Origin of the sequence: Idiomarina seosinensis (assembly GCF_044797955.1) — a bacterium.
In the GTDB taxonomy this organism is placed as follows: domain Bacteria; phylum Pseudomonadota; class Gammaproteobacteria; order Enterobacterales; family Alteromonadaceae; genus Idiomarina; species Idiomarina seosinensis_A.
Genome location: NZ_CP085211.1, coordinates 1759849 through 1782772 on the forward strand (window position 1 = coordinate 1759849; position 22924 = coordinate 1782772).

At 49.7% G+C, this 22924-nt stretch carries 21 protein-coding genes, 1 tRNA gene and 1 other RNA gene; 7 read left to right on the plus strand and 16 right to left on the minus strand.

The annotated features are described in order from the left end of the window. The 3 genes from ffs to LG288_RS08345 all read right to left on the minus strand — a co-directional run bounded on the left by ffs (position 1) and on the right by LG288_RS08345 (position 2026). An RNA gene (gene ffs / locus LG288_RS08335) (signal recognition particle sRNA small type) lies at positions 1 to 97 on the minus strand. Between the two features lie 80 nt (positions 98 to 177). After that, entirely contained in the window at positions 178 to 924 is a 747-nt protein-coding gene (locus LG288_RS08340; RefSeq protein WP_404399751.1) for an enoyl-CoA hydratase, read from the minus strand. Between the two features lie 55 nt (positions 925 to 979). After that, complete coding sequence (locus tag LG288_RS08345; protein ID WP_404399752.1) at positions 980 to 2026, minus strand: beta-ketoacyl-ACP synthase III; 1047 nt, start codon at positions 2024 to 2026, stop codon at positions 980 to 982. A gap of 200 nt (positions 2027 to 2226) precedes the next feature. On the opposite strand from LG288_RS08345, the gene LG288_RS08350 reads away from it, so the two are divergent. The 4 genes from LG288_RS08350 to LG288_RS08365 are packed head-to-tail and all read left to right on the plus strand — an operon-like array spanning position 2227 to position 5612. Then, a complete protein-coding gene (locus LG288_RS08350) occupies positions 2227 to 2790 on the plus strand; it encodes a YajG family lipoprotein (protein ID WP_404399753.1) in 564 nt (187 codons plus the stop codon). Then, a complete protein-coding gene (locus tag LG288_RS08355) occupies positions 2787 to 3398 on the plus strand; it encodes a peptidylprolyl isomerase (protein WP_404399754.1) in 612 nt (203 codons plus the stop codon). The genes LG288_RS08350 and LG288_RS08355 overlap by 4 nt, the downstream gene beginning before the upstream one ends. After that, positions 3398 to 4741 (plus strand): AmpG family muropeptide MFS transporter, encoded by a 1344-nt coding sequence (locus LG288_RS08360; RefSeq protein WP_404399755.1) that lies wholly within the window; start codon positions 3398 to 3400, stop codon positions 4739 to 4741. Before LG288_RS08355 ends, LG288_RS08360 begins: the two co-directional genes overlap by 1 nt. Beyond that, a complete protein-coding gene (locus LG288_RS08365) occupies positions 4731 to 5612 on the plus strand; it encodes a ketopantoate reductase family protein (protein WP_404399756.1) in 882 nt (293 codons plus the stop codon). The genes LG288_RS08360 and LG288_RS08365 overlap by 11 nt, the downstream gene beginning before the upstream one ends. A gap of 21 nt (positions 5613 to 5633) precedes the next feature. On the opposite strand, the gene ribBA is transcribed toward LG288_RS08365, so the two are convergent. From ribBA to glyA, 4 genes are read right to left on the minus strand one after another with little or no spacing between them, the layout of a single operon-like run. Next, positions 5634 to 6749 (minus strand): bifunctional 3,4-dihydroxy-2-butanone-4-phosphate synthase/GTP cyclohydrolase II, encoded by a 1116-nt coding sequence (gene ribBA, locus LG288_RS08370; protein ID WP_404399757.1) that lies wholly within the window; start codon positions 6747 to 6749, stop codon positions 5634 to 5636. Between the two features lie 11 nt (positions 6750 to 6760). Then, positions 6761 to 7888, minus strand: coding sequence for a bifunctional diaminohydroxyphosphoribosylaminopyrimidine deaminase/5-amino-6-(5-phosphoribosylamino)uracil reductase RibD (gene ribD, locus LG288_RS08375; RefSeq protein ID WP_404399758.1), 1128 nt, complete (start codon positions 7886 to 7888; stop codon positions 6761 to 6763). Beyond that, entirely contained in the window at positions 7881 to 8330 is a 450-nt protein-coding gene (gene nrdR / locus LG288_RS08380; RefSeq protein ID WP_404399759.1) for a transcriptional regulator NrdR, read from the minus strand. Before nrdR ends, ribD begins: the two co-directional genes overlap by 8 nt. A 24-nt stretch (positions 8331 to 8354) precedes the next feature. After that, positions 8355 to 9611: a serine hydroxymethyltransferase gene (glyA, locus tag LG288_RS08385; protein WP_404399760.1), complete on the minus strand. Its 1257-nt coding sequence runs from the start codon at positions 9609 to 9611 to the stop codon at positions 8355 to 8357. Positions 9612 to 9784: 173 nt separating this feature from the next. Here glyA and ettA point away from each other — a divergent pair, with 173 nt between their 5' ends. Beyond that, a complete protein-coding gene (gene ettA / locus LG288_RS08390) occupies positions 9785 to 11452 on the plus strand; it encodes an energy-dependent translational throttle protein EttA (protein ID WP_404399761.1) in 1668 nt (555 codons plus the stop codon). Between the two features lie 50 nt (positions 11453 to 11502). Here the strand turns inward: ettA and radA are convergent, their stop codons facing one another. Next, a complete protein-coding gene (gene radA, locus LG288_RS08395; RefSeq protein WP_404399762.1) occupies positions 11503 to 12870 on the minus strand; it encodes a DNA repair protein RadA in 1368 nt (455 codons plus the stop codon). A 65-nt stretch (positions 12871 to 12935) separates the two neighbouring features. Between radA and LG288_RS08400 the strand changes: the two genes are divergently transcribed. Further along, entirely contained in the window at positions 12936 to 15443 is a 2508-nt protein-coding gene (locus LG288_RS08400) for a PilZ domain-containing protein (RefSeq protein WP_404399763.1), read from the plus strand. Positions 15444 to 15508: 65 nt separating this feature from the next. Further along, entirely contained in the window at positions 15509 to 16138 is a 630-nt protein-coding gene (locus tag LG288_RS08405) for a hypothetical protein (protein WP_404399764.1), read from the plus strand. Here the strand turns inward: LG288_RS08405 and LG288_RS08410 are convergent. The 8 genes from LG288_RS08410 to LG288_RS08445 form a co-directional block, all read right to left on the minus strand. After that, positions 16128 to 16901, minus strand: a complete 774-nt coding sequence (locus LG288_RS08410) for a TatD family hydrolase (RefSeq protein ID WP_404399765.1) — start codon at positions 16899 to 16901, stop codon at positions 16128 to 16130. The two genes, LG288_RS08405 and LG288_RS08410, sit on opposite strands and share 11 nt — an antisense overlap. An 11-nt stretch (positions 16902 to 16912) precedes the next feature. Further along, positions 16913 to 18499 (minus strand): peptide chain release factor 3, encoded by a 1587-nt coding sequence (prfC, locus tag LG288_RS08415; RefSeq protein ID WP_404399766.1) that lies wholly within the window; start codon positions 18497 to 18499, stop codon positions 16913 to 16915. A gap of 54 nt (positions 18500 to 18553) precedes the next feature. After that, positions 18554 to 19762 carry a phosphopentomutase gene (locus tag LG288_RS08420; protein ID WP_404399767.1) on the minus strand — a complete coding sequence of 403 codons (1209 nt, stop codon included), beginning with the start codon at positions 19760 to 19762 and terminating at the stop codon, positions 18554 to 18556. Between the two features lie 6 nt (positions 19763 to 19768). Further along, positions 19769 to 21106, minus strand: coding sequence for a thymidine phosphorylase (gene deoA / locus LG288_RS08425; RefSeq protein ID WP_404399768.1), 1338 nt, complete (start codon positions 21104 to 21106; stop codon positions 19769 to 19771). Between the two features lie 7 nt (positions 21107 to 21113). Beyond that, positions 21114 to 21845, minus strand: a complete 732-nt coding sequence (deoC, locus tag LG288_RS08430) for a deoxyribose-phosphate aldolase (RefSeq protein WP_404399769.1) — start codon at positions 21843 to 21845, stop codon at positions 21114 to 21116. An 18-nt stretch (positions 21846 to 21863) separates the two neighbouring features. Further along, complete coding sequence (gene rimI, locus LG288_RS08435; protein ID WP_404399770.1) at positions 21864 to 22331, minus strand: ribosomal protein S18-alanine N-acetyltransferase; 468 nt, start codon at positions 22329 to 22331, stop codon at positions 21864 to 21866. After that, positions 22304 to 22648 (minus strand): hypothetical protein, encoded by a 345-nt coding sequence (locus LG288_RS08440; RefSeq protein ID WP_404399771.1) that lies wholly within the window; start codon positions 22646 to 22648, stop codon positions 22304 to 22306. Before LG288_RS08440 ends, rimI begins: the two co-directional genes overlap by 28 nt. A gap of 103 nt (positions 22649 to 22751) precedes the next feature. Beyond that, positions 22752 to 22827: transfer RNA gene (locus tag LG288_RS08445), tRNA-Trp, on the minus strand. Positions 22828 to 22924 lie beyond the last annotated feature (97 nt).

Here is a 22924-nt window from a genome sequence, read left to right on the forward strand (position 1 = left end):
CTCTACCAGCCACACCCCGGCACACACATCCCTGACTACGGCTGCTCCCTTCCAGGCCTGACCGGATTCGCCAGTTAGCGTTGCGAGGGGACCCATAGAGTCACCATAACGCTTAAAATAAGCGAGCGCATTATGTCGCACTCGCCCGGGTGTTACAAGACTTTAAGTACCGACTGCTTACTTTTTCTGCAATTTGGCTGCTATGGCTTCTTTCGCCGCATCAGAGGCTAAAGCATTGGCAAAATAGCCGGCCTCGAGACTAATGCGTTCGGCAACGGACTGCTGCGGTGCCTTAATCAGCTTTTTACTGGTACGTAATGCCTGGGCAGACTGTCCGGCCAGCTGACTTAATACGGCTTCGACTTGCTCATCCAGCTGCTCAGCGCTAAATATCTGATTAACGATACCCAACTGTTGCGCCTGATGGGCGTCAAAGTTATTGCCTAACAACAGCAGCTCAGACGCTTTCTGGTGACCGCAAAGACGCGGCAATAAAAGGCTGGATCCCGCTTCGGGCAGCAGCCCCAGCTTTACAAAGGGTAGTGCAAACACAGCCTGATCACTGCTATAAACTAAATCACAGTGCAATAACAGGGTGGTGCCAATACCAATTGCCAGGCCATTAACCTTAGCGACAACAGGCACTGTGACTTGATTCAGCGTATGCAAAAAACGGAACGGAGGTGCCGACTCATCAAGATTTTCTACCGCCAGAAAGTCATTCAGATCGTTGCCGGACGAAAAGCTGTCGCCGCTACTCTCAAACACCACGGCTTTTATCTTTAAGTCATTATCTGCATTCTTTAAAGCCTCTTCGCAAATGCGATACATCGCCTGCGAGAAGGCATTTTTCTTGTCCGGTCGGTTTAAGCGGATACGGACCAGCTGATCCTGTTCGATAACCTGTACTTGTTGCTCTGTCATTACAACCTCATCTTATCTGTTACTTAACTGGTTGTACCACTTGCCGACAAGGTTATCAATCTTTAGCTTCACTTTCACGCTTTTTCCACGCGGCAGCTGTTTTCTGATGCAACGGCAAAATCATGTCCAGAGCCGACTGCGTTCCGGGCTCAAGCTGCAACTGGTTATTTTGCTTTGGCTTAACCCGATCGCCCCACTGTATCAAACCGGCACCACAGGTTAGGCCACCACCAAACACTGCCGAGATTATCTTATCGCCGGGCTTGATGGTACCATTGTCAGCCGCTTCAGCAAACGCGATCGGCAAGGTCGCTGACGAGGTATTGCCGTATTTTTGAATGTTAATTACCGTTTTCTCGGTCGGAACATTACATAGTTTTGCCAGATAATCGATCAAACGTTTGTTGGCCTGATGCGGAATCAAAGCATCAATATCGTCGGTCGTTAATCCGGTTTGCCGGAAGACATTCTCGACCGCTGCGTTCATCCCTTTAACGGCCCGTTTAAAGATTTCCTGGCCAACGAAGCTAAAGGGCATAATGCCGTCAAAACCGAAGCGGTCGAAGCTTAACCCAAACTCAAGACTTAAAACATCTCTGGCATCGGCATCACAGCTAATGTGACTCGCTAATAACCCGGATTCTTTGTCACTTGCTTCCAGCACCATGGCACCCGCGCCGTCACCAAACAGCACTGCACTTTCGCGCTGTGTCCAGTCTAAGATTCGAGTTAAGCGCTCAGCGCCTATCAGCAGCACGCGCTGATGCGCGCCGGTACGAATTGCCTGCGACGCCATGTGCATGGCGTACAAAAAACTACTGCAGGCTGCATTCAAGTCAAAAGCAGCGGCATTTTTTGCACCGATATCCCGTTGGACTGCCGAGGCAACATTCGGAATAATCTCATCAGCAGTACAAGTGCCAACAATGATCAAATCCAAACTTGCTGGATCAAGATCAGCAGCCGCTAACGCGTTTTTCGCTGCGACTGTAGCCAGTTTCGAAGTACCCACGTGGCTGACCCGACGTTCTGAGATCCCTGTACGTGACACAATCCATTCATCAGAGGTTTCTAAAAATGTGGCTAAATCATCGTTTGTCATGACTGCCGGAGGGAGACATTTGCCCCATCCCGTAATCTCAGCATATTTTTTCACGGCCAGACCTTATTACTTCTGCAGTTATCAGTACTTAACGCGTTAACCCGTGTAAAAACTCGGTTAAAGCGGTTAAGCACAACCTTCTTTTACCGTATGATAGCACGAATGTTAGTCAGTTGAATGCTCCACTTGAGGCGAAAGCAATGATCGGATCTGTTCGAGCTATTATTTATATAGCAACGTTGACCTTCACACTGGCAGGGTGCCAGAGCGCACCTGGTCCACTGCTCATTAGCCCAAATCCTGTTACTGACGGTTTAAATCCAAAGGTTGCTCAGTTAACTATTCAGGACCAGCGCACTCATGCCTATATTTACCGGGTGCAAAAGTCTGCCGATAAAGCGTACTTTGCGCCACCCCGGCAACCGTTAAAGGATACCATTAGCACCGCATTACAACCGCTGATCGGTAACCAAACGGCGACTAGCCCACTCATCTGGACCATCAGCATCGAGCAAGCGTTGATTGAAGGCCAGCTTGGCACCGTAAAGTACCAGCTTGAGCATCATCTGCTGCTGCGTGTCGAGGCTGAGTACAAAAATCAGCGCTATACCAACAGCTACCGCGGCCGTTTACAGTCAAAAGGTTTGGCTACACCCGACGAGGCGGTACTCGAGCGCGAGTTTTCGCGTTTACTGCATGCGGTTCTTAGTGATATCGCCGCGGATCCCAAACTCAGACTAAATAATCAGGAGCATTCGTTATGAAAGGAGACACACTTAGCCAGCTAATTGTGCCGGGCTTTTTATTGTTACTCAGTGTGCTTTTTAGTAGTCAGGCTGACGCCCAGGTTCAACCTGATAATCCTTTCCCTCGCGTGGTTTTTGTCACTTCGGCCGGTGATATCACTGTCGAACTGAATCGTGAGGCTGCTCCACTAACGGTGAAAAACTTTTTTCGTTACGTTAAAAAAGCCAGTTACAACGACACTATTTTTCACCGCCTGGTGCCGGACTTTGTGATCCAGGGCGGCGGTTACGATCAGGCTTTTAATGCTAAAGCGAGTTATGGAGAGATTGTCAATGAAGCGGGCAATGGCTTGCTTAATCACTACGGCACAGTAGCGATGGCGCGTCAGCGAGAACCACACAGCGCCACCCGTCAATTCTTCTTCAACCTGAATGACAACCCGTCCCTTAATCCCGATAACGGGGACTGGGGCTATACGGTATTCGGTCGGGTTGTCGCTGGTATTGAGGTACTGGAGCAGCTGGCTACGTTAGAGTCTTTGCCCTACGACGAAAAAACCGGCTGGCGGGATGTACCCGCTAATCCGCCGGTTTTGAAGCGTATTGATGTGGTGCCTGCTAACTGATGACGGCGCCCTTAAGTTTTTGGCAAGACCTAAAAGTTTATACACAGCCGCGCGTATTGGTTATCTTTATCCTTGGCATTGCCAGTGGTTTCCCCTGGGTGATGATTGGCTCAGCACTATCAGCCTGGTTGCAGGAAGAAGGTTTAACACGCTCTGTTATTGGTTACTTTGGTGCTGTCTTTGGTGCTTACTCGATTAACTTTTTATGGTCACCGCTTATCGATGGCGCGAAGCTCCCGCTGCTGACCCGCTACCTGGGCCAGCGCCGCAGCTGGATCTTGCTATGCCAGTTAGTTATTGCTGCCTGTTGTTTATTACTCTCGCAATTATCGATAGCCAGCCACTTGCACTGGGTAGGGCTGCTGGCTATGGCGATAGCCATCAGCTCTGCGACTCAGGATATTGCCATTGATGCTTACCGAATTGAATCTTTCTCTGTTTCTGAGGGCCGGCTGCAAAGCGCCGGCGCCGCGATGGCCACGGCTGGCTGGTGGACAGGCTATGCAGGCCTGGGCGCAATTCCTTTTTTCATCGTCGATGCCAGTGGCTGGGTTTGGCAGGACGCTTACGCGGTTTTGGCTGTTATTATGCTGGCTATCGCCAGCGTGGTACTGGTCGTAAGGCGTTCAACCTACCATCAGCCCTTTTCAGCTAAAGCAAAAACGCCTGCCAACCTTATTGCTCGTATTAACGAAATGGTTGTCGCCCCTATCCGGGAATTTTTTACCCGTAGCGGGACCAGGTTTGCTATTTCTGTATTAATTTTTATCTTTCTGTTCAAGATCGGCGAAGCCTTTTTAGGCCGTATGTCGATTGTTTTTTATAAAGAGATTGGTTTTACTAACGAGCAGATTGGTACGTATTCTAAGTTAGTTACCTGGTGGGTCACTATTGTTTTTGCGTTAATCGGCAGCGCAGTTAATTTAAGGGTAGGTATCGTTAAAGGCCTGCTGTTTGGTGGTATTGCCATGGCAGCCTCTAATTTAATGTTTTCCTGGATAGCTTTGGTAGGCCCCAGCGAATCACTGTTTTTAAGCGCAGTAGTCATCGATGGCTTTACCAGCGCCTGGTCAACCGTTGCATTTGTCGCATTTATTAGCTTGCTCTGCGATCGCAGTTTTACTGCCTCACAGTATGCGTTAATGGCTTCACTGGGGACTCTGGGACGCACCTTGTTATCCTCATACAGCGGCGCGGTGGTTGACGCCCTCGATGGCAGCTGGGCGACATTCTTTTTGCTCACAGCATTAATGGTGATACCGAGCCTGGTATTTTTGTGGTTCATTCGCAAGCCACTGACGCGCATGGAAGGACTGCGCACAGGAGACAGCCGTGAAACATAAGCCTCTGCGCTGGCTGGTTTTTGGCCCGGGCGCAATCAGCGGCTTGATCAGCGCGGGTTTAGTGCGGCAGCAACATGCCATCGCCTTTATTACCCGTAATACCGGTGCAACTGACCTGATTACATGGCAAATTCATGATAAAAATGGCCTGCAGTCTTTTGAAACACCAACGTACCAACACCAGTGGCAGCCCGATGCTGTTATCATGGCCGTCAAGTCCTACGATATCGGTGTTGCGCTCGCGGCTTTGGATAACCTGGGCATCAGCAGCGAATGTCCAATTATCTTAAGTCATAACGGTATCGTGCAGCAGCACAGTAAACGCCCGCTTTTCACGATGATTACAACCCACGCAGCTACCCGCCGGGCTTATCAAATTCAGCATACAGGTAATGGCGCCAGCTGGCTGGCAAACTATGCTGAAAACTGCTCTGCTAAATTGCAGCCTCCTATAGCTCAAGCTATGGTTAACAGCTTTGCACCCTTGCAGCTGGTTGACGACATCACGCAGCGGCGTTGGTATAAATTGCTGATCAACTGCATTATTAACCCTTTAACGGCTATTTACCGGGTTCCGAACGGGGAGTTGGCTAAAGACAGGTACCAGCCACTTATCGCTGCGTTAATTGATGAATTTTTAGCCGTTTCTGCACTTGCGGGCTACCCTTTCAAAGCAACTGACGCGCGGCAGGCTGTTTATCAGGTTATTGACGATACCCGGCAAAACCGTTCGTCAATGTTAACAGACATTGAGCACGGACGACCTACAGAAATTGCGGCACTGAATGGCTACCTAATTAATCAAGCTGAGTGCTATGACGTTGAGGTACCCAACCACCGTTGGGTCCTCACACAAATAACGCGCAAATAAAACTCGCCAGAATCAGTGTTTCTAGCCTTTGTCTTCGAGGAAATCAACCACTTCAAGTCCAAACCCAGACAATGCTGAATAACGTTTAGGCGAACTCATTAACGTCATTTTGTGGACACCTAAATCCGCCAGGATCTGTGATCCGACGCCAACATTTCTCGATGCACTGGAGGCGGAGGCTGTCGGTCGCTGTTCACCCAAATCCTGCGCTTCAAACTCTTTAACCTGTGCAATAATATCATCAGCGCTCTGTTGGCGACCGATAATTACCAGCACGCCATCGTGTTCAGCAAGGTAACGCATCGCCTTGTAAATCGGCCAACTGCGTTTGGCAGCCCGCTCGGTCAGCAAGGTGTCATGAAAGGTATCCTGCAGATGAACTCTGACATTAGTCACTTTGTCCGGCGCAACCTCGCCATGAACTAACGCATGATGGACCTGCTGATCAATCGAGTCTTGATAGGTAATCAAGTGGAACTCACCGAAACTAGTTGGCAGACGGCACTCAGCAACGCGCTCAATGGTTTTTTCTTTTACTGAGCGGTACTCAATTAAATCCGCTATGGTACCCATTTTTATCTGATGCTGTGCTGCAAATTTCTCTAAGTCGGGTCGCCTTGCCATGCTGCCGTCCTCATTAAGGATCTCGACAATAACGGCGGCAGCCTCAAAGCCAGCCAGACGCGATAGATCACAGCCTGCCTCAGTATGGCCAGCCCGGTTCAACACCCCACCGGGCTTTGCTTTCAGCGGAAAAATATGGCCCGGCATGACCAGATCTTTCGGCTGCGCATCCGGAGCTACCGCGTCCTTCACCGTTTTTGCCCGATCGGCTGCGGAAATACCTGTTGTCACACCTTCCGCTGCCTCAATAGAAACGGTAAAGTTAGTCGCATAGGGAGCATTATTTTTATTTACCATTAACGGCAAATTGAGCTGCTGACAGCGCTCTTCGGTTAATGTCAGGCAAATCAGACCGCGGCCATAGCGAGCCATAAAGTTAATGGCTTCTGCTGTCACACAGTCAGCGGCAATGATCAGATCGCCTTCGTTTTCACGATCTTCGTCATCCATTAAGATGACCATTTTACCCTGGCGGATATCCTCGATGATTTCTTCTGTGCTGTTTAAGCCCATTAACTAACCTTTCACCTGTTGTATTTTGGCACACCGATTAAACGGCGATCACGACCGACTTGGCGGCCGTCTATAATATCTAACTGCAGAGCTTCTGATAGCTCTTCTAAGATCGGCAACTGGATCATTGCCTGTGCATCGTTACCCAATACTAAATTGGACTGATACAAGAAAACCTGGCTGACTAATTGCTGCCGTAGCAAAGCTCCCCCGAGGGTAGCACCACATTCGGTCCAGATAAGATTGATTTCTCTTAACGCCAGTTCGAGCATAGCATCATGCAAATCAACTTTACCAGATGCCGACTCTTTCACCAGAATTTGGTGACAATGGGGATGTCGGCTGGCTTCGGTTTCTTTTATCCGCACCAGCCATACCGGGCCCGGCTGTTCAAACAATGCCAGGTCATCATGAATTCGGTTTTGGCTATCGATGATAATACGCACCGGCTGCGGCAACGGATCCGGTAGGGTTCGCGACGCAGGCCACTGACCGGCTCTGACGGTTAACCGGGGGTTATCGATTAAAACGGTGTCGGCACCGGTTAAAATCGCATCTGCGTGAGCGCGCCAGTACTGCACATCGGAACGCGCCTGCGGTGACGTAATCCACTGACTGTTACCGTTGGCTAAGGCGGTTTTACCATCCATCGAGCAGGCCAATTTGACTCTGACATAAGGCAACTGGTTTATCATTCGGTGAATAAACCCGGGATTAAGGGCTTGTGCCGCGCTTTGCAGAATACCGACATCTACTTTGATACCTGCTTGCTGCAGACGTTTAATTCCTTTGCCTGCCACTTGCGGATTAGGATCCTGCATCGCCACCACAACTCTGGCCACGCCCGCGTCAATTAATGCATCAACACAGGGCGCCGTTCGGCCAAAATGACTACAAGGCTCCAGCGTAACGTACGCGGTCGCCCCCTGCGCAGCGCAGCCCGCCGCATTAATGGCATTAACTTCGGCGTGAGCCTGGCCGGCTCGTTGATGCCAGCCCTCACCCACCACTTGCTCTCCCCGCGCTAACACACAGCCAACGGCAGGATTAGGAGCTGTGGTCAGTACACCACGGCGCGCCAATATCAATGCCTGGTGCATTAATCGATGGTCAATAGTAAGCTGCTCTGCACTAATCATTGAGTCGAGCGATTTCCTCACCGAATTCGCGAATGTCTTCAAACGAGCGATAGACTGAGGCAAAACGAACATAAGCGACTTTATCGATTTGCTTCAGATTGTCCATCACCTGATTACCGATGAAATCGCTGCTGATCTCGCGCTCGCCAGTCGCCCGAATTGCAGATTTAATTCGATTGATAGCCTGCTCCATCAATTCCAGACTGACCGGTCTTTTCTCTAGCGCCCGCAAGAAGCCATTGCGCAATTTATCCTCGTTAAAGGGCTCGCGGCTACCATCGGACTTGATCACCCGGGGCATGATCAGCTCAGCAGTCTCGAAGGTTGTAAAACGTTCGCGACAATCACTGCACTCACGCCGCCGTCGCACCGATGCACCATCTGCGACCAGACGTGAATCAATGACTTTGGTTTCTTGCATTCCGCAAAAAGGACAGTGCATCCGGGCGCTCCGTTATCTCATCATTTATTGATAAACCGGAAACTTAGCGCACAGGGCTTTGACCTGCTCACGTACCTGTTCGATAGTTTGCTCGTTGTTGATATCATCCAACACGTCACTGATCCAGTTGGCAACCTGCCGCGCTTCTGCTTCTTTAAAGCCGCGGCGGGTAATTGCCGGCGTACCAAGCCGCAGACCTGAAGTCACAAAAGGTGAACGGGGGTCGTTAGGTACTGTGTTTTTGTTCACCGTAATAAAAGCACGCCCTAACGCAGCATCTGCATCTTTACCGGTAATGTCCTTATCAATCAAATCCACTAGAAACAAATGATTCTGGGTGCCGTTAGAGACAATTTTATAGCCACGCTGTTGCAGTGTTTCCACCATAGTGTTGGCGTTTTCTAATACTTGCAGCTGGTAGGTTTTAAATTCTGGCAGCAAGGCTTCTTTAAACGCCACCGCTTTGGCCGCTATCACATGCATCAGAGGACCCCCCTGATTACCCGGGAATACGGCGCTATTCAGTTTTTTATGTAGCTTCTCATCATCTTTACCTGACAGGATCAGGCCGCTTCTTGGCCCTGCCAGGGTTTTATGAGTGGTGGTGGTAATAACGTCGGCAAAAGGCACCGGGCTTGGATAAACTCCGGCCGCCACCAGGCCGGCAACGTGGGCCATATCAACCAGTAAGTAGGCGCCAACATCATCGGCAATATCACGAAAACGCTGCCAGTCAATAATCCCTGAGTAAGCGGAAAATCCGGCAATAATGACCTTCGGCTGATGTTCTTTTGCCAGACGGGCCACTTCCTCATAGTCAATTTCGCCTGTTTCTTCGGATAGTCCGTACTGCACGGCGTTGTACAATTTTCCGGAAAAATTGACACCGGCACCATGAGTTAAATGCCCACCGTGCGCTAAGCTCATGCCCAGGAAGGTATCACCGGCTTCCATTAACGCCATAAAGGCGGCAGTATTAGCCTGCGAGCCGGAGTGCGGCTGTACGTTAGCGTATTTAGCGCCAAACAATTCTTTAGCTCGTGCGATGGCGAGGTCTTCAACGACATCAACAAACTCACAGCCGCCATAATAACGCTTGTGCGGGTAACCTTCGGCATATTTATTGGTTAACTGCGAGCCCTGGGCTTCCAGCACTCTGGGGCTGGTATAATTTTCTGACGCAATCAGCTCGATGTGTTGTTCCTGACGCTCAACTTCTTTGCTCATGGCGTCCCACAGTTCGGCATCAAATTCCGCTATCGTGTGTTGCGATTTTTGCATTACAGCTCCCACTTATTGTGTTGAATCTAAGGCAGTTACCTAACATGTTGGCATTTTAACTTAAAATCATCACTAATGCCTAGTTTGTCAACACAAACAAATTTGGGTGTAAGCGGCTTTTCGCAGTAAACTGTCTGCAATTTCTTAACCGCAAAGCAAGGGATGTTGGACGCATGGCGCAATACATTTATTCCATGTCCGGGGTGAGCAAGGTTGTTCCCCCTAAAAAAACCATTTTAAAAGATATTTCATTATCGTTTTTTCCCGGCGCTAAAATTGGCGTCTTAGGTTTAAATGGTGCTGGTAAATCAACGTTATTACGCATTATGGCGGGCGTCGATAAGGACTTTGAGGGCGAAGCCCGGCCGCTGGCCGGAATTCAAATCGGTTACCTGCCCCAGGAACCCCAGCTTGACGAGCAAAAAACTGTTCAGGAAACCGTTGAAGAAGCGGTAGCTGATGTTAAAGAAGCCCTGACTAAGCTCGACGAAATTTACGCGGCCTATGCCGATGAAAATGCCGACTTTGATGCCCTGGCAAAAGCTCAGGGAGAACTGGAAGCCCTGTTGCAGGCGAAAGACGGCCATAATATCAATAACATTCTTGAGCGGGCAGCTGACGCCCTTCGTCTGCCCCCCTGGGATGCTAAAATTGGCAACCTGTCCGGTGGTGAACGTCGCCGTGTGGCTATTTGCCGTTTGCTTTTATCGAAACCCGATATGCTATTACTGGATGAGCCTACCAACCACTTGGATGCTGAATCTGTGGCCTGGCTTGAGCGCTTTTTGCACGACTATACCGGTACCGTCGTTGCTATTACCCACGACCGCTATTTCCTCGATAACGTGGCAGGCTGGATACTTGAACTTGATCGCGGTTACGGTATTCCATGGGAAGGCAACTATTCCAGTTGGCTGGAGCAAAAAGAAAAACGGCTGGAGCAAGAAGAACGCTCCGAGAAAGCTCGTCAACGTACCATTAAGCAAGAGCTTGAGTGGGTACGCACTAACCCGAAAGGGCGCCAGGCAAAAAGCAAAGCTCGTCTTAATCGGTTTGAAGAACTGCAAAGCGGCGATTACCAAAAGCGTAACGAAACCAATGAACTGTTTATCCCGCCGGGTCCACGCCTGGGTGACAAGGTCATTGATGTTAATGGCATCAGTAAAGCCTACGACGGCCGTCAGTTAATCGACAACTTAAGCTTCAGTGTTCCAAAAGGTGCTATCGTTGGTATTATCGGCCCTAACGGCGCCGGTAAATCAACCCTTTTCCGTATGATCAGCGGCAAAGAGCAGCCTGACGACGGTAATATTGAAGTCGGTGAAACCGTTGAGTTAGCTAGTGTTGATCAGTTCCGTGATGACATGGATGACAGTAAAACGGTGTTTCAGGAAATTGCCGATGGTAATGACATTCTTAAAATTGGTAACTTTGAGGTTAATGGTCGCGCCTATGTGGGGCGTTTTAACTTCCGTGGCACCGATCAGCAAAAACGTATCGGTGATTTATCCGGTGGTGAGCGCAACCGGGTACATTTAGCTAAGTTATTGCGCGCTGGCGGCAACGTGCTGCTACTCGATGAGCCAACCAACGACCTGGACGTTGAAACCTTACGAGCACTGGAAGAAGCCATTCTGGAATTCCCTGGTTCCGTGATGGTGATTTCGCACGACCGCTGGTTCCTTGACCGCGTTGCCACGCACATTCTCGATTACCGCGATGAGGGTGAAGTTGTATTTTACGAGGGTAATTACAGCGATTACGAAGCTTATATGAAGGATAAATACGGGGAGCAGGCAATGGAGCCGCACCGGATTAAATATAAGCCAATTAGCAAATAAAAAGCTTTAACGTGCAAACGCGCAGCGGCCTCGGGTCGCTGCGCTATTACCTAGATGGCGTCAAGCGCCTCCTGTAAATTCTTAACTGCAGTAACTGTCATGCCCGGCGGACTCTGCTTGGGTTTGTTACCCAGCGGCACTATGGCCCTTTTAAAACCATGTTTAGCCGCTTCGTTTAAACGCTCCAGCCCATTGGGCACTGGCCTGATTTCACCAGCCAAACCGACCTCTCCAAAAACAATCAAATCGCGTGCCAGCGGCTCGCCCTTAAAACTCGACACAATGGCCAGAAGCAAAGCCAGGTCAGCCGAGGTTTCAGTTACCTTAACGCCGCCTACGACATTAACAAAAACATCCTGATCGGACACTTGCAGGCCGCCGTGCCGATGCAGAACAGCGAGTAATAGAGCTAACCGAGTCGCTTCAAGTCCGACCGCAACGCGACGCGGATTGGCTAACGCAGAATAATCCACCAGCGCCTGAATCTCGACTAGTAAGGGCCGGGTGCCTTCCCAGACGACCATGACTACGGAGCCGTTACCCTGTTCTTCGCCGCGTTGTAAAAAGATAGCCGACGGGTTTGAAACTTCTTTTAAACCCGCTTCTGTCATTGCGAAAACGCCCAATTCGTTAACCGCTCCAAAGCGGTTTTTGGTACCGCGCAGCGTCCGGTAACGTGAGTCCGATGAACCATCCAGAATAACCGAACAGTCAATACAGTGCTCCAGCACCTTTGGACCAGCTAAAGACCCTTCTTTAGTTACGTGGCCAACCAGGATAATGGCGACACCCTTTTGTTTGGCGTAACGGGTCAAGTAGGCGGCAGTCTCGCGAACCTGCGATACACTCCCGGGCGCTGAGGATATATCCGCCAAATGCATAACCTGAATAGAGTCAATAACCATGATTTCAGGCTGTTCCTGGTCGGCAAGCTGACAGATGGTTTCGATTGACGTTTCTGCCAGCATCCTCAGTTTATCCGTTGGTAAATTAAGTCGCTGCGCACGCATAGCGACCTGCTGCAAAGACTCCTCACCGGTAACATATAAAGTTCGCCGGGACTGCGCTAAGCGGCATAAGACCTGCAAAAGCAATGTGCTTTTTCCCGCACCGGGCGAGCCACCAATCAGAATCGCTGAGCCAGGCACAACACCGCCACCCAGAACCCGGTCAAACTCAGTAAACGTTGTACTGAAGCGAGGTAACTCCTGCAGCGAAACTTCGTTAAGTGTTTGCACCCGGGCCTGGGTGCTGCCGGCAAATCCGCTGCGTTCAGCGACACGCGGGTGAACTTTGTCGCTACCCAGGCGCACTTCAGAAAGGGTATTCCAGGCCTTGCAGTCGGTACACTGACCCAGCCAGCGGGGAAAGTCTGCGCCGCAGTCGGTACACACGTAAGCGGTTTTTGTTTTTGCCATTAGCCGTCAACTCGTTCTATTATGCACTGCATGAAAGCACTCTATTATACAAACAGATTATCATAATGCCGAGCAACCATTTCGAGCAACTGATTGACCAACTCAAACCGGTTGTTAACGAGCCGGAGTTTGATGCAATTTTTCGCGACCTGACGGAAGCAGAAGATGGGCCGACCCGATTCCAGTTAAAAATGGAGCTGCGGCGTCTGGCATCTCCGTGCTTACAGACGGTGGACCTTAGGAATCGGGTAGCCGGTGACTGCCAGCCCTATGAGTTCCTGGGCCGCAAACACTATTTTGATGAGGTCGCAAAAGATCTTTTTGAACGCGGTCTAAAAATTTATCAGGGTGTTTTCACCCAGGACACCTACGAGCAAATCATGGCGGCGGAAAACAATAACCGTGTCATGCAGGAAAAAGAACGAGAGCTGGCTCTTAAACGTGATTCACAACATGCCGAACGCGTTGCAACCCGGGCCGAGCTCGCTCAAGATGACCAGGTCCGTTCTCCTTATTTGGTCGACACATTTCATTTTGGTCAATACCCTTACCGCGCCGAAGAACGCATGAACTTTACGGTCGAAGTAAGGCTCGCCGATAGCAACGACCGGGAAGTAAAAGCTCTGACCAGCGACATATCGATTACCGGTTTGAGAGTTCGTGTCGATAAAGCCCGATTAGGAGAAGTGGGCGAGCCAGTGTCCGTATATTTTACCGGTTTGGCGAAAGAGTTTACGTTGGATGCTGACTTAGCGGTGCCTTACCACATAATTGCGGTCGATCAGCAAGGTGATCGCCGTTATCTCAGCCTAAGTCGCGATGAAAACTTCAGTTCTGAGCAATTTGATCAATTCCTGGCCCAGTTTATTAACGGCTACAAAAAGCGCTACCGAATCAATATAGATAACACCTATCAAGCATTAATGAATAAGGGACATGAGCAGTTTCTGATGCCCCGTCTAAGCAGTCTACCTGTTTATTTCTCTTTGCAAAATAAGCAGTTACACGCGGACTACATTCTGTCGACCGATAATAACCGACACATTATTGAAGACTGGATAAATGAACAAAATAATATCGTCATCGGCTCTATGTTTAATTTGCGCCGCTCCCGCTATTTATTAAAGCAGCTTGTCGATAACTCCAGCGCGTCGGTGACTTTGCTGACGTTCAGTATCACTGCCCGTGGTAAGATCCATTATTACTCAGCTATGGCGGAAGAGCTGATAAAAAGCGGCTACTGGCAAACCTTTGTTAATTTTGCCGCGCGTAAAGCAAGTTTCAGGGTCTATCAATTTCGTTTAAAAGAAGTTCAGACTGAGCAGGCATGGCAACCGCAAAGTGTCCCGCTGGATATACCCATTCCATTTCGCCAGCAGCCGCCAAGCCCCAGAGTGAAAGACGCCCTGCAGTCTATTCAGTATTTGGGAGTGCTTACCGACATAACCGATAGCATGCAATGCTTCGCCGGTGACAATTATGACAAAAGCAAAGTGCGGGCATTAAAGACTTTTCTCCATGCCCCTGCCATACCGGTGCGCACAAAAGAGGTAAAGCTGGAGTTCACCGATCTACGCCAGGAGCAGCGCTTTAGTTACCGCAGCCGTTGTCGTCTAAGACTCGGCAAAACGCGGCGCGACGGTATGATTATGGATCTGTCCGTAAATGGTCTTAAAATTCAGCTGGACGACCCCCTGTCAGCAACAATAGATGATACGGTATTAGTCTCATTGACAGGCTTTGAGAAACAACACAAAAAATTTAAACTTAACGATCTGCCCTATCAGGTGGTTAATGTCGACATGAGTGGCACTACGCTCAGTCTGCGGACGGCAGATTCCAGGGACTCCCATGAAGGACGGGCATTTTTCAAGTATTTGATAGAAAAACATCGGCAGCAATTACAGTTAGTACACGAAAATTCCTCACTACACGGGCTGGAACTGTGTTTGCGAAATTTATATTGCCAGTCACCACCGACGGTGCCCTTATTTTTTTATCAAAACAAAAAACGTCAAATTACCCTGCGCCGTGCCGGTTTGTCGAGCTGGCTTACAGTCTGGCACCAACTGCTTAACTCGCTACCGGGCAGTAGCGCGGAAAGCTTAAATATCCAACCGGTACTGCGTGGCGATAACCTGCACACCGAACTGATACCTGCACTACAAGATCTTTCCCGGGCAGACAAGCCAGAGCGTAAGCTGCTGCTAATTAAACTCTACCGCGAGCAAAGTGAGTCGGTATTGCAAACTGAATGGCAAGCCGTTGATGCGCTTGATAGCGAGACAATCAACGCCTTTATCGATCAGTGCCTGCCCGACGCCGTATTTCTTGCGGTGCAACTTGAGTTAAGCCGAACCGGGCGACCGGATACTCAGTTCGTTCAGGCAGAGATGAGTTATTTGTCACGCTACTCGGCGCATCGCGCGAATGAGTTAGAAGAAGAGTTGTGGCAAGTTTATGGTATCGCAGATACCCTGAATGTGACCGAAGATTTATTAAAGTTTGCTGACCTTGATGAAGAACACCGAAAGCGCCAGCGCCAAAGAATTGAACAGTGGCTGGTGCATTAAAATAGGGTAGAATCTGAATCAGAAACCATAACGCCGACGGTTTTTACCACCAGGGGTGGAGAGCGATGTTAAAAATAATAATGAGCGACAAGCTGCAATCTTTGCTCAGGCCAGAAACTCAGTTCCGGGCCTGGCTAAGGCTGATTGCTAAACGTTTACTGCGCTTAGCCATGGCAGCAGCACTGTTACTCATCATTTATAATGTCTGGAATATCGCCAGCCTGCAGTCACAGCAGCAGCTGAAAGAACATACGCGGCAGCTGATAGAGTTAACTTTAACGCAGGTTGCGCACCAGAGTGTCAGCGCCTTAAAAACCCAGGATACTGAGCAGTTGCAGGCCAGCACCGATCACTTGCAGTCGCTGCCGCAGGTGATCTCTGTGGTTATACGCAATCAGCTGGGTGAACAGGTCGTCAGTAGCGGGACTCCGTCCAGTGTTATTGACTGGCCAGATAACTCCCCGAGCGAACCCTGGGTGATTACTCGCGAATTAAAGGACAGCGGCCCGGTAAATGGCTACTTACAAGTCATTTTTGACCGGCAACAGCTGCTCTCTGTCAGTCAATCCGCACATGAAGGGTTAATGCAGCAAGGCAGAGTTTTACTGTTGCTGGCTATGTTGGCAGGGGTTTTTATTATGCTGGGCTTTAACCGGATCCGTGATCGCTTCTGGCAACCGGCGGTTAAAGATTAAACAGCTCGAGGGTATTATTAAAGCACCTCTCACCGACCTGAGGCTCTGATATTTCCTTGAGTTTTGCCAGAGATTGCAGGGTATTGAGCAGACATAATGGTTCATTGCGTTCGCCCTGATGACCGTTGACCGGCATGTCAGGGCTATCCGTTTCCAGCACCATGGCCGATAACGGCAAGCGCGCCACAGCATCCCTCGTTTTCTTCGCTCTGGGGTAGGTTATTGTTCCGCCAATACCCAGGTAATAACCTGCTTCTACCCAGGCCTTACCCTGCTCATAGCTGCCCGAAAAGGCGTGAATAACACCTTTTTCAGGGCCCGATTCCCGCACTAATTTTAATGTCTTATCCAGGGTCTTGCGATGATGCAGGATAACGGGTAACTCGCGGTCCTTCGCCAGCCTCAACTGTTGTCGCAGCAGTTGCTGCTGTAATTCCATGTTGTCACAGGTACCATCAAGGCCAATTTCGCCTATCGCTTTAAAGTTCGGATTATTGTCTTGCAGTAATTTATCAACCTGCTGCTGCAAGGTGTCGACATGTTCAATGCAGTGCTGGTCGATAAAATACGGATGTAAGCCAAGCGCAAAATAACAATCACTAAAGTCCTGTGTTATGCGCTTAAGCTCCTGATCACTGCCAACACAAACGCCGGGCAGCATAAATTTTTTAATACCGGCATCGCGGGCTCGTTTAATGGTTTTATCACGATCCTCGGCAAAGGTTTCGAAGTTCAAGTGACAATGACTATCAAACAATTGCATGATCGCGGCACTTAGTGTTCGCGGGTATGGCTGAAAGTGATATCAGGGTAGCGCTCCTGGGCTAAACTTAAATTGACCATAGTCGGCGCAATATAGGTCAGGTTATCACCCCCGTCTAATGCCAGATTAGCTTCCGCTTTACGACGAAACTCGTCCAGTTTGCGCTCGTCGCCACTTACCCAACGAGCAGTCGCAACATTAATATTTTCGTACATGGCTTCCACTTTGTATTCGGTTCTTAAGCGATGAACAACCACATCAAACTGCAAAACACCAACGGCACCGACGATCAAGTCATTACTTATCAGAGGCCGGAAGACCTGGACTGCGCCTTCTTCGGATAATTGTACTAAACCTTTTAGCAGTTGCTTTTGCTTCAACGGATCTTTTAACCGGATTCTGCGGAAAAGCTCAGGTGCGAAGTTTGGTATGCCACTGAATTTAAAGGTCTCGCCAGCGGTAAAGGTGTCACCAATTTGAATGGTGCCGTGATTGTGCAAGCCAATAATATCACCAGGGAAAGCTTCTTCGACCTGGGAGCGGTCGCCCGCTAAAAAGGTCAGCGCGTCACTGATACGTATATCCTTATCCGTTCTTACCTGTCGCATTTTCATGCCTTTTTCGTATTTGCCGGAAACTATACGCAAAAAAGCGACGCGGTCACGATGGCGAGGATCCATGTTTGCTTGTATTTTAAAAATAAAGCCAGAGAACTTATTGCCTTCAGGATCAACTTGTTCACCGCCGTCCGTTGCCCGTGGCTGTGGTTTTGGCGCCCAATCAACCAGCCCGTCCAGCATATGGTCAACACCAAAGTTCCCCAAAGCCGTACCAAAGAACACCGGAGTCAGTTCGCCGGCTAAAAAAAGCTCCTTATCAAACTCATTGGATGCACCCTTAACCAGCTCAATTTGCTCTCGCAGTTCTTCCGCCCAGACACCCAGTCGTTGATCTAATTCAGTGTTGTCGAGACCTGAAATGACGTCAGTTTCCTGAATTCGATGGCCCTGACCAGTTCTGTACAGAATAACTTCGTCCCGCAAAAGATGGTATACGCCCTTAAAATTCTTACCTGAGCCAATCGGCCAGGTTATCGGCGCGCACATAATCTTCAGCACGTCTTCTACTTCATCCAATAGCTCCAGCGGATCGCGAATGTCGCGGTCTAATTTATTCATAAAGGTAATAATAGGCGTATCTCTGAGACGAGTTACCTCCATTAACTTTATGGTCCGGTCTTCCACCCCTTTTGCTCCGTCAATCACCATTAAACAGGAGTCAACGGCAGTTAAAGTCCGGTAAGTATCTTCAGAAAAGTCCTCATGGCCCGGTGTATCCAGCAAATTAACCAACTGATCGTGATAAGGGAACTGCATTACCGAGGTGGTAACCGAAATGCCCCGCTCTTGCTCCATTTCCATCCAGTCAGATTTAGCATGCTGCCCCGACTTTTTACCTTTAATGGTACCGGCTTTCTGGATCTGCTGGCCATGCAACAGAACCTTCTCGGTTATTGTCGTTTTACCGGCATCGGGGTGCGAGATAATCGCAAACGTTCTGCGCTTATCTACTTCGTTTTGATAACTTTTATCGGACATTAATCACTCTTTTTTAAGTTTTAAGGGGGGCTAAGGCGCAATTTTATCAACAGATCAGACTGTTTTTCCAGAAATCATAGACTGCCCTTCGTCCATTGGCGGCAATTCAAATAAATCGCAAAGAGTCTGACCTAAATCGGCAAAACTGTCGCGCTGACCATAACTGCCGGCCCTGAAACTATTACCAGCCATCAGAAAAGGCACAAACTCACGGGTATGATCGCTACCCGGCCAGCTGGGATCGCAACCGTGATCGGCGGTCAGCACCAGCAAATCATCAGGCCCCATAGCCTGCATTAACTGTGGTAAACGCGCATCTACCTTTTCCAGTTCGCCGGCATAGCCTTCAATGTTGCGGCGATGGCCGTAAAGGGTGTCAAAGTCGACTAAATTGGTAAAAATTAAGCTTTGCTCCGGGGCATTCTGCATGGCATCAAGGGTAGCATCAAGCAGCGCCTCGCTGCCGGCCGCCTTAATCGACTGCGAAATACCCTGATGCGCAAAAATATCAGCGATTTTACCGATCGCAATGACTTTGCCACCCTGCGCAGTTAGTTTATCCAACACAGTTGCTGCCGGCGGTTTTACCGCATAATCACGGCGCTGGTGAGTACGCTCAAAGCTGCCAGCCTCTTCACCAACGAATGGGCGGGCAATTACACGACCGATATTATAGTCATTCAGCAGCCGGCGAGCCGTTTCACACACCTGATACAAGGCTGGTAAACCAAAATGTTGTTCGTGAGCAGCGATTTGAAAGACCGAGTCAGCCGAGGTATAAACGATAGGCTTACCAGTTTTGATGTGCTCCTCGCCAAGCTGCTCGATAATTTCGGTGCCTGAGGCCTGGCAGTTTCCAAGTACCCCGGGCAAATCGCACTGCTGAATTAACTCATCAAGCAGACTTTGCGGAAAGGAATCCTCTTTTTGTTCAAAGTAACCCCAGTCGAAATGAACAGGCACACCCATTAGTTCCCAGTGTCCCGACGGCGTATCTTTGCCTGAAGATCGCTCCGCAGCCCAGGCATAGCTGTACTCGGCGCGGGTGTTCTCAAAACCAGCTGCAAAACGGCCAGTTGCGCCACGATGAGCGGCGGCCAACCCGAGCCGGGTAAGATTAGGCAGCTTTAGCGGCCGCCCTTGCTGTGCGCGATACTCGGCTATATGGCCAAAGGTGTCCGCGCCACTATCGCCAAATTCGACTGCATCGGGTGCGCTACCAATGCCAAAAGAGTCCAGTACCACCACAATTGCCCGGGCCATGTTTATTTACTCCGTTATCCGTTGATAAATCATGTCTTTTGCCGCCGGCTGCTCTTCACTAATAGTAATGGCTTTAGACACCATAGCAGCAGCTTGCTGCCAGCCACTTTCATTGTCTGCATGAATGGTCACTAAACACGTATCGGCATGCAGCGGCGAACCTACTTCAATTAAATCCGTCAAACCGACCGCATAATTAAGCGCATCCGTTGCCATTCGCCGACCCCCGCCCAAAGCTACCACCGCCATGCCAATGGCTCGCGTGTCGATAGCAGTGACAAATCCACTTGTGGCAAGCCCCGCCTCCTTTACTGTCAGCGGCTTAACCCGCTTTGCTTGTGCTAGATGCTGTTGAGGTTTTTCGAGTAAATCGTCAGGGCCGCCCAGAGTGCTCACCATTAGTGCAAAACGTTCGGCCGCCTGCCCCGAACTCAGAGCTTTATTAACTAGCCCGAGAGCCTGCTGGCGACTATCGGCCAGTCCACCTAGCAGCAGCATCTCGGCGGCAAGGGCCTCAGTTACCTGATGCAGCCGTTCTCCCCGATGGGCGCCGGTTAAATAATCGATGGCTAGCTGCACTTCTACCGCATTACCTGCAGCAGATGCCAGCGGCTCATTCATGTCGGTTAGTAAGGCCGCCGTCCTGACCCCCACACTATTAGCAACGGAGGTCAGACTTTGAGCGAGTTCCAGAGCCTGTGCGTATTGCGCCATAAAAGCACCGCTTCCGGTTTTTACGTCCAAAATTAGGCCATCCAGCCCCTCGGCCAATTTTTTAGCCAGAATCGACGCAGTGATTAGCGGGATCGATTCAACCGTTGCGGTAATATCGCGGGTCGCATAGAATCGTTGATCTGCCGGCGCAAGCTGTCCCGTCTGGCCGATTATGGCAACCCCCGCTGTTTTTACCGTGTGCCGGAAAAGCGTGTTATCGGGCGCTGTCTGATAACCCGGAATGGCGTCAAACTTATCCAGGGTTCCGCCCGTATGCCCCAGCCCACGACCGGAAATCATCGGCACATAGCCGCCACATGCTGCAACAATTGGTCCCAGCATCAGGCTGACAACATCGCCCACTCCCCCTGTTGAATGCTTGTCCAGTACCGGACCGCCTAAGTCCATCGATTGCCAGTTAAGTATCTCGCCAGAATCGCGCATAGCCAGTGTTAAAGTTGCTTTTTCTCGCTCTTCCATACCCTGAAAGTAAATTGCCATCGCCATCGCGGCAATTTGCCCTTCACTGACACTTTGCTCTGTAATACCGCTGACAAATTGCTGTATTTGCTGATCAGTGAGTGAGTTGCCGTCACGCTTTGCGCGAATGGCTTCTTGTGCAATGAACATAGTCGCTCTACTCGCTAAGTTGCTGCTTTAAATCATCCACCAAGCTACTGGCGCCAATACGAAAGTGGCTGGCTTTTACCCAGTCAGCACCTAATAGGCGGGTAGCTATAGCAACGTACTGTTGCGCTTGGTCCAGAGTTTTAATGCCGCCCGCGGCCTTAAAACCGCAGGACGACCCCGATTCTTTAATGGTTTGCAACATAACCTCAGCAGCTTGCAGTGTTGCATTAACCTTCACCTTGCCGGTCGAGGTTTTAATAAAGTCTGCCCCTTCGGTTATTGCAATCTCACTGGCGCGCCGAATTAAGTCACTGTGCATTAGTTGGCCGGACTCGATAATAACTTTTAATTTTGCCCGGCCTTCACACACTTGCTTTACCTGTTTAACTAATTCAGCCGGCTTTTTTTCGTCTTCCTGAAGCAGGTTTTGATAGGGTAATACAACATCTATTTCATCAGCGCCAACCGCTAATGCCCGCTCAGTTTCGGCCACGGCGCGGGCAACATCTGCGTGTCCTTCGGGAAAATTAGTGACGGTAGCAACTGGTATCTGCAGGTCGCGCTTAGCTAGTTCCTGCTGGGTTTTAAACACCCACTCAGGAAAAACACAAAGGGCAGCAACAGTGTTTTTACCAATACTGGCCTTTTCACACAGCTGGCTTATATCCGCCCCACTGTCATTATTATTTAAGGTGGTTAAGTCCACCAGCGATAAAATCTGCTCAGCTTGTTCGCGCATTATCTTTTACTTCCTAATTTAAGGTGTTGTAGCCGGCGTCCAGCGCATAACCAGCCCATCTTCAAAACTATCCTGCAGACGGTAATAATGAGGACGCCGGCCCACTGTCTCAAAGCCGCTATGATGATACAAGTTTAACGCCTTTTGATTACTCACTCGAACTTCTAAAAAAACAGTGAGTAGCCTGGCCTCGGCATAAGCTAAGATGTCCTTGATTAAAACGGCACCAATGCCCTGCCCCTGGTAACGGGGGCTGACAGCAATATTATGAAGAGTGAGTTCATCGGCTACTTGTTGGCAAACAGTGAAGCCAACGGGTTGAGACCCAATACGAGCTTCACACCAACGATAGCCGGGGCCTTTGCTTTGTAAAAATACCTCAGCAGACCAGGGACGGGTGTGAGCCGCACATTCGATTTGGTATAAGTTCCTGCTGGGCGCAGCCAAATTAATAAGGCTTACAGGTGTTTGCTGAGTTGCAGCCAAAATGATTGTTTCCCTGCGGCGCTCAACATTTGCTGTTGAAGCTGGGCAAAGTCATAGCTGTCAACCGGATCTGTTGCCGGCTTAATAGCAACGGGTCTTGTTTCAAGCAGTGTGCAACAGTCCTGTAACCACTGTGGTAACTGTACCGGTAATGGTTTAGCAGCACTGATCAACAAGGGTCCCAGTCGATAACAGTAGTGTTCAGGTTTAGCCGAGGGTATCCCCTGGTGGTCCTGTTCGCAGCTGCGCAGCTGATAGAGAGGAACATTCATTGCCTGTAAAACAGTGATTTGCTGTTTGTGCCAATGTTTCTGCATCTTTTGCCATGGTAATTTGTTAACTGGGACGTTAGTGACTAGTGTACTTAATAGTGCAGTGGTATTCCAGCAAAGTGATGGCCAATCAAGGGAAGCTAAGACTTGGCAGGGGCGGAGGGATTCGAACCCCCAACCGTCGGTTTTGGAGACCGCTGTTCTGCCGTTGGAACTACGCCCCTAAGTCTTGTTTTGGGATTATACTTAGCTTGACCCGGCAAGCAAGTAGAAACTGCCGGAAAGGTGTTTAACTGAAGATAAAATGAGCAGTTTGCACAG

Coding starts and splice junctions, on each gene's coding strand:
- LG288_RS08340 (WP_404399751.1), bottom strand. CDS start 924: ATGACAGAGCAACAAGTACAGGTTATCGAACAGGATCAGCTGGTCCGT.
- LG288_RS08345 (WP_404399752.1), bottom strand. CDS start 2,026: ATGACAAACGATGATTTAGCCACATTTTTAGAAACCTCTGATGAATGG.
- LG288_RS08350 (WP_404399753.1), top strand. CDS start 2,227: ATGATCGGATCTGTTCGAGCTATTATTTATATAGCAACGTTGACCTTC.
- LG288_RS08355 (WP_404399754.1), top strand. CDS start 2,787: ATGAAAGGAGACACACTTAGCCAGCTAATTGTGCCGGGCTTTTTATTG.
- LG288_RS08360 (WP_404399755.1), top strand. CDS start 3,398: ATGACGGCGCCCTTAAGTTTTTGGCAAGACCTAAAAGTTTATACACAG.
- ribBA (WP_404399757.1), bottom strand. CDS start 6,749: ATGGGCTTAAACAGCACAGAAGAAATCATCGAGGATATCCGCCAGGGT.
- ribD (WP_404399758.1), bottom strand. CDS start 7,888: ATGATTAGTGCAGAGCAGCTTACTATTGACCATCGATTAATGCACCAG.
- nrdR (WP_404399759.1), bottom strand. CDS start 8,330: ATGCACTGTCCTTTTTGCGGAATGCAAGAAACCAAAGTCATTGATTCA.
- glyA (WP_404399760.1), bottom strand. CDS start 9,611: ATGCAAAAATCGCAACACACGATAGCGGAATTTGATGCCGAACTGTGG.
- ettA (WP_404399761.1), top strand. CDS start 9,785: ATGGCGCAATACATTTATTCCATGTCCGGGGTGAGCAAGGTTGTTCCC.
- radA (WP_404399762.1), bottom strand. CDS start 12,870: ATGGCAAAAACAAAAACCGCTTACGTGTGTACCGACTGCGGCGCAGAC.
- LG288_RS08400 (WP_404399763.1), top strand. CDS start 12,936: ATGCCGAGCAACCATTTCGAGCAACTGATTGACCAACTCAAACCGGTT.
- LG288_RS08405 (WP_404399764.1), top strand. CDS start 15,509: ATGTTAAAAATAATAATGAGCGACAAGCTGCAATCTTTGCTCAGGCCA.
- LG288_RS08410 (WP_404399765.1), bottom strand. CDS start 16,901: ATGCAATTGTTTGATAGTCATTGTCACTTGAACTTCGAAACCTTTGCC.
- prfC (WP_404399766.1), bottom strand. CDS start 18,499: ATGTCCGATAAAAGTTATCAAAACGAAGTAGATAAGCGCAGAACGTTT.
- LG288_RS08420 (WP_404399767.1), bottom strand. CDS start 19,762: ATGGCCCGGGCAATTGTGGTGGTACTGGACTCTTTTGGCATTGGTAGC.
- deoA (WP_404399768.1), bottom strand. CDS start 21,106: ATGTTCATTGCACAAGAAGCCATTCGCGCAAAGCGTGACGGCAACTCA.
- deoC (WP_404399769.1), bottom strand. CDS start 21,845: ATGCGCGAACAAGCTGAGCAGATTTTATCGCTGGTGGACTTAACCACC.
- LG288_RS08440 (WP_404399771.1), bottom strand. CDS start 22,648: ATGCAGAAACATTGGCACAAACAGCAAATCACTGTTTTACAGGCAATG.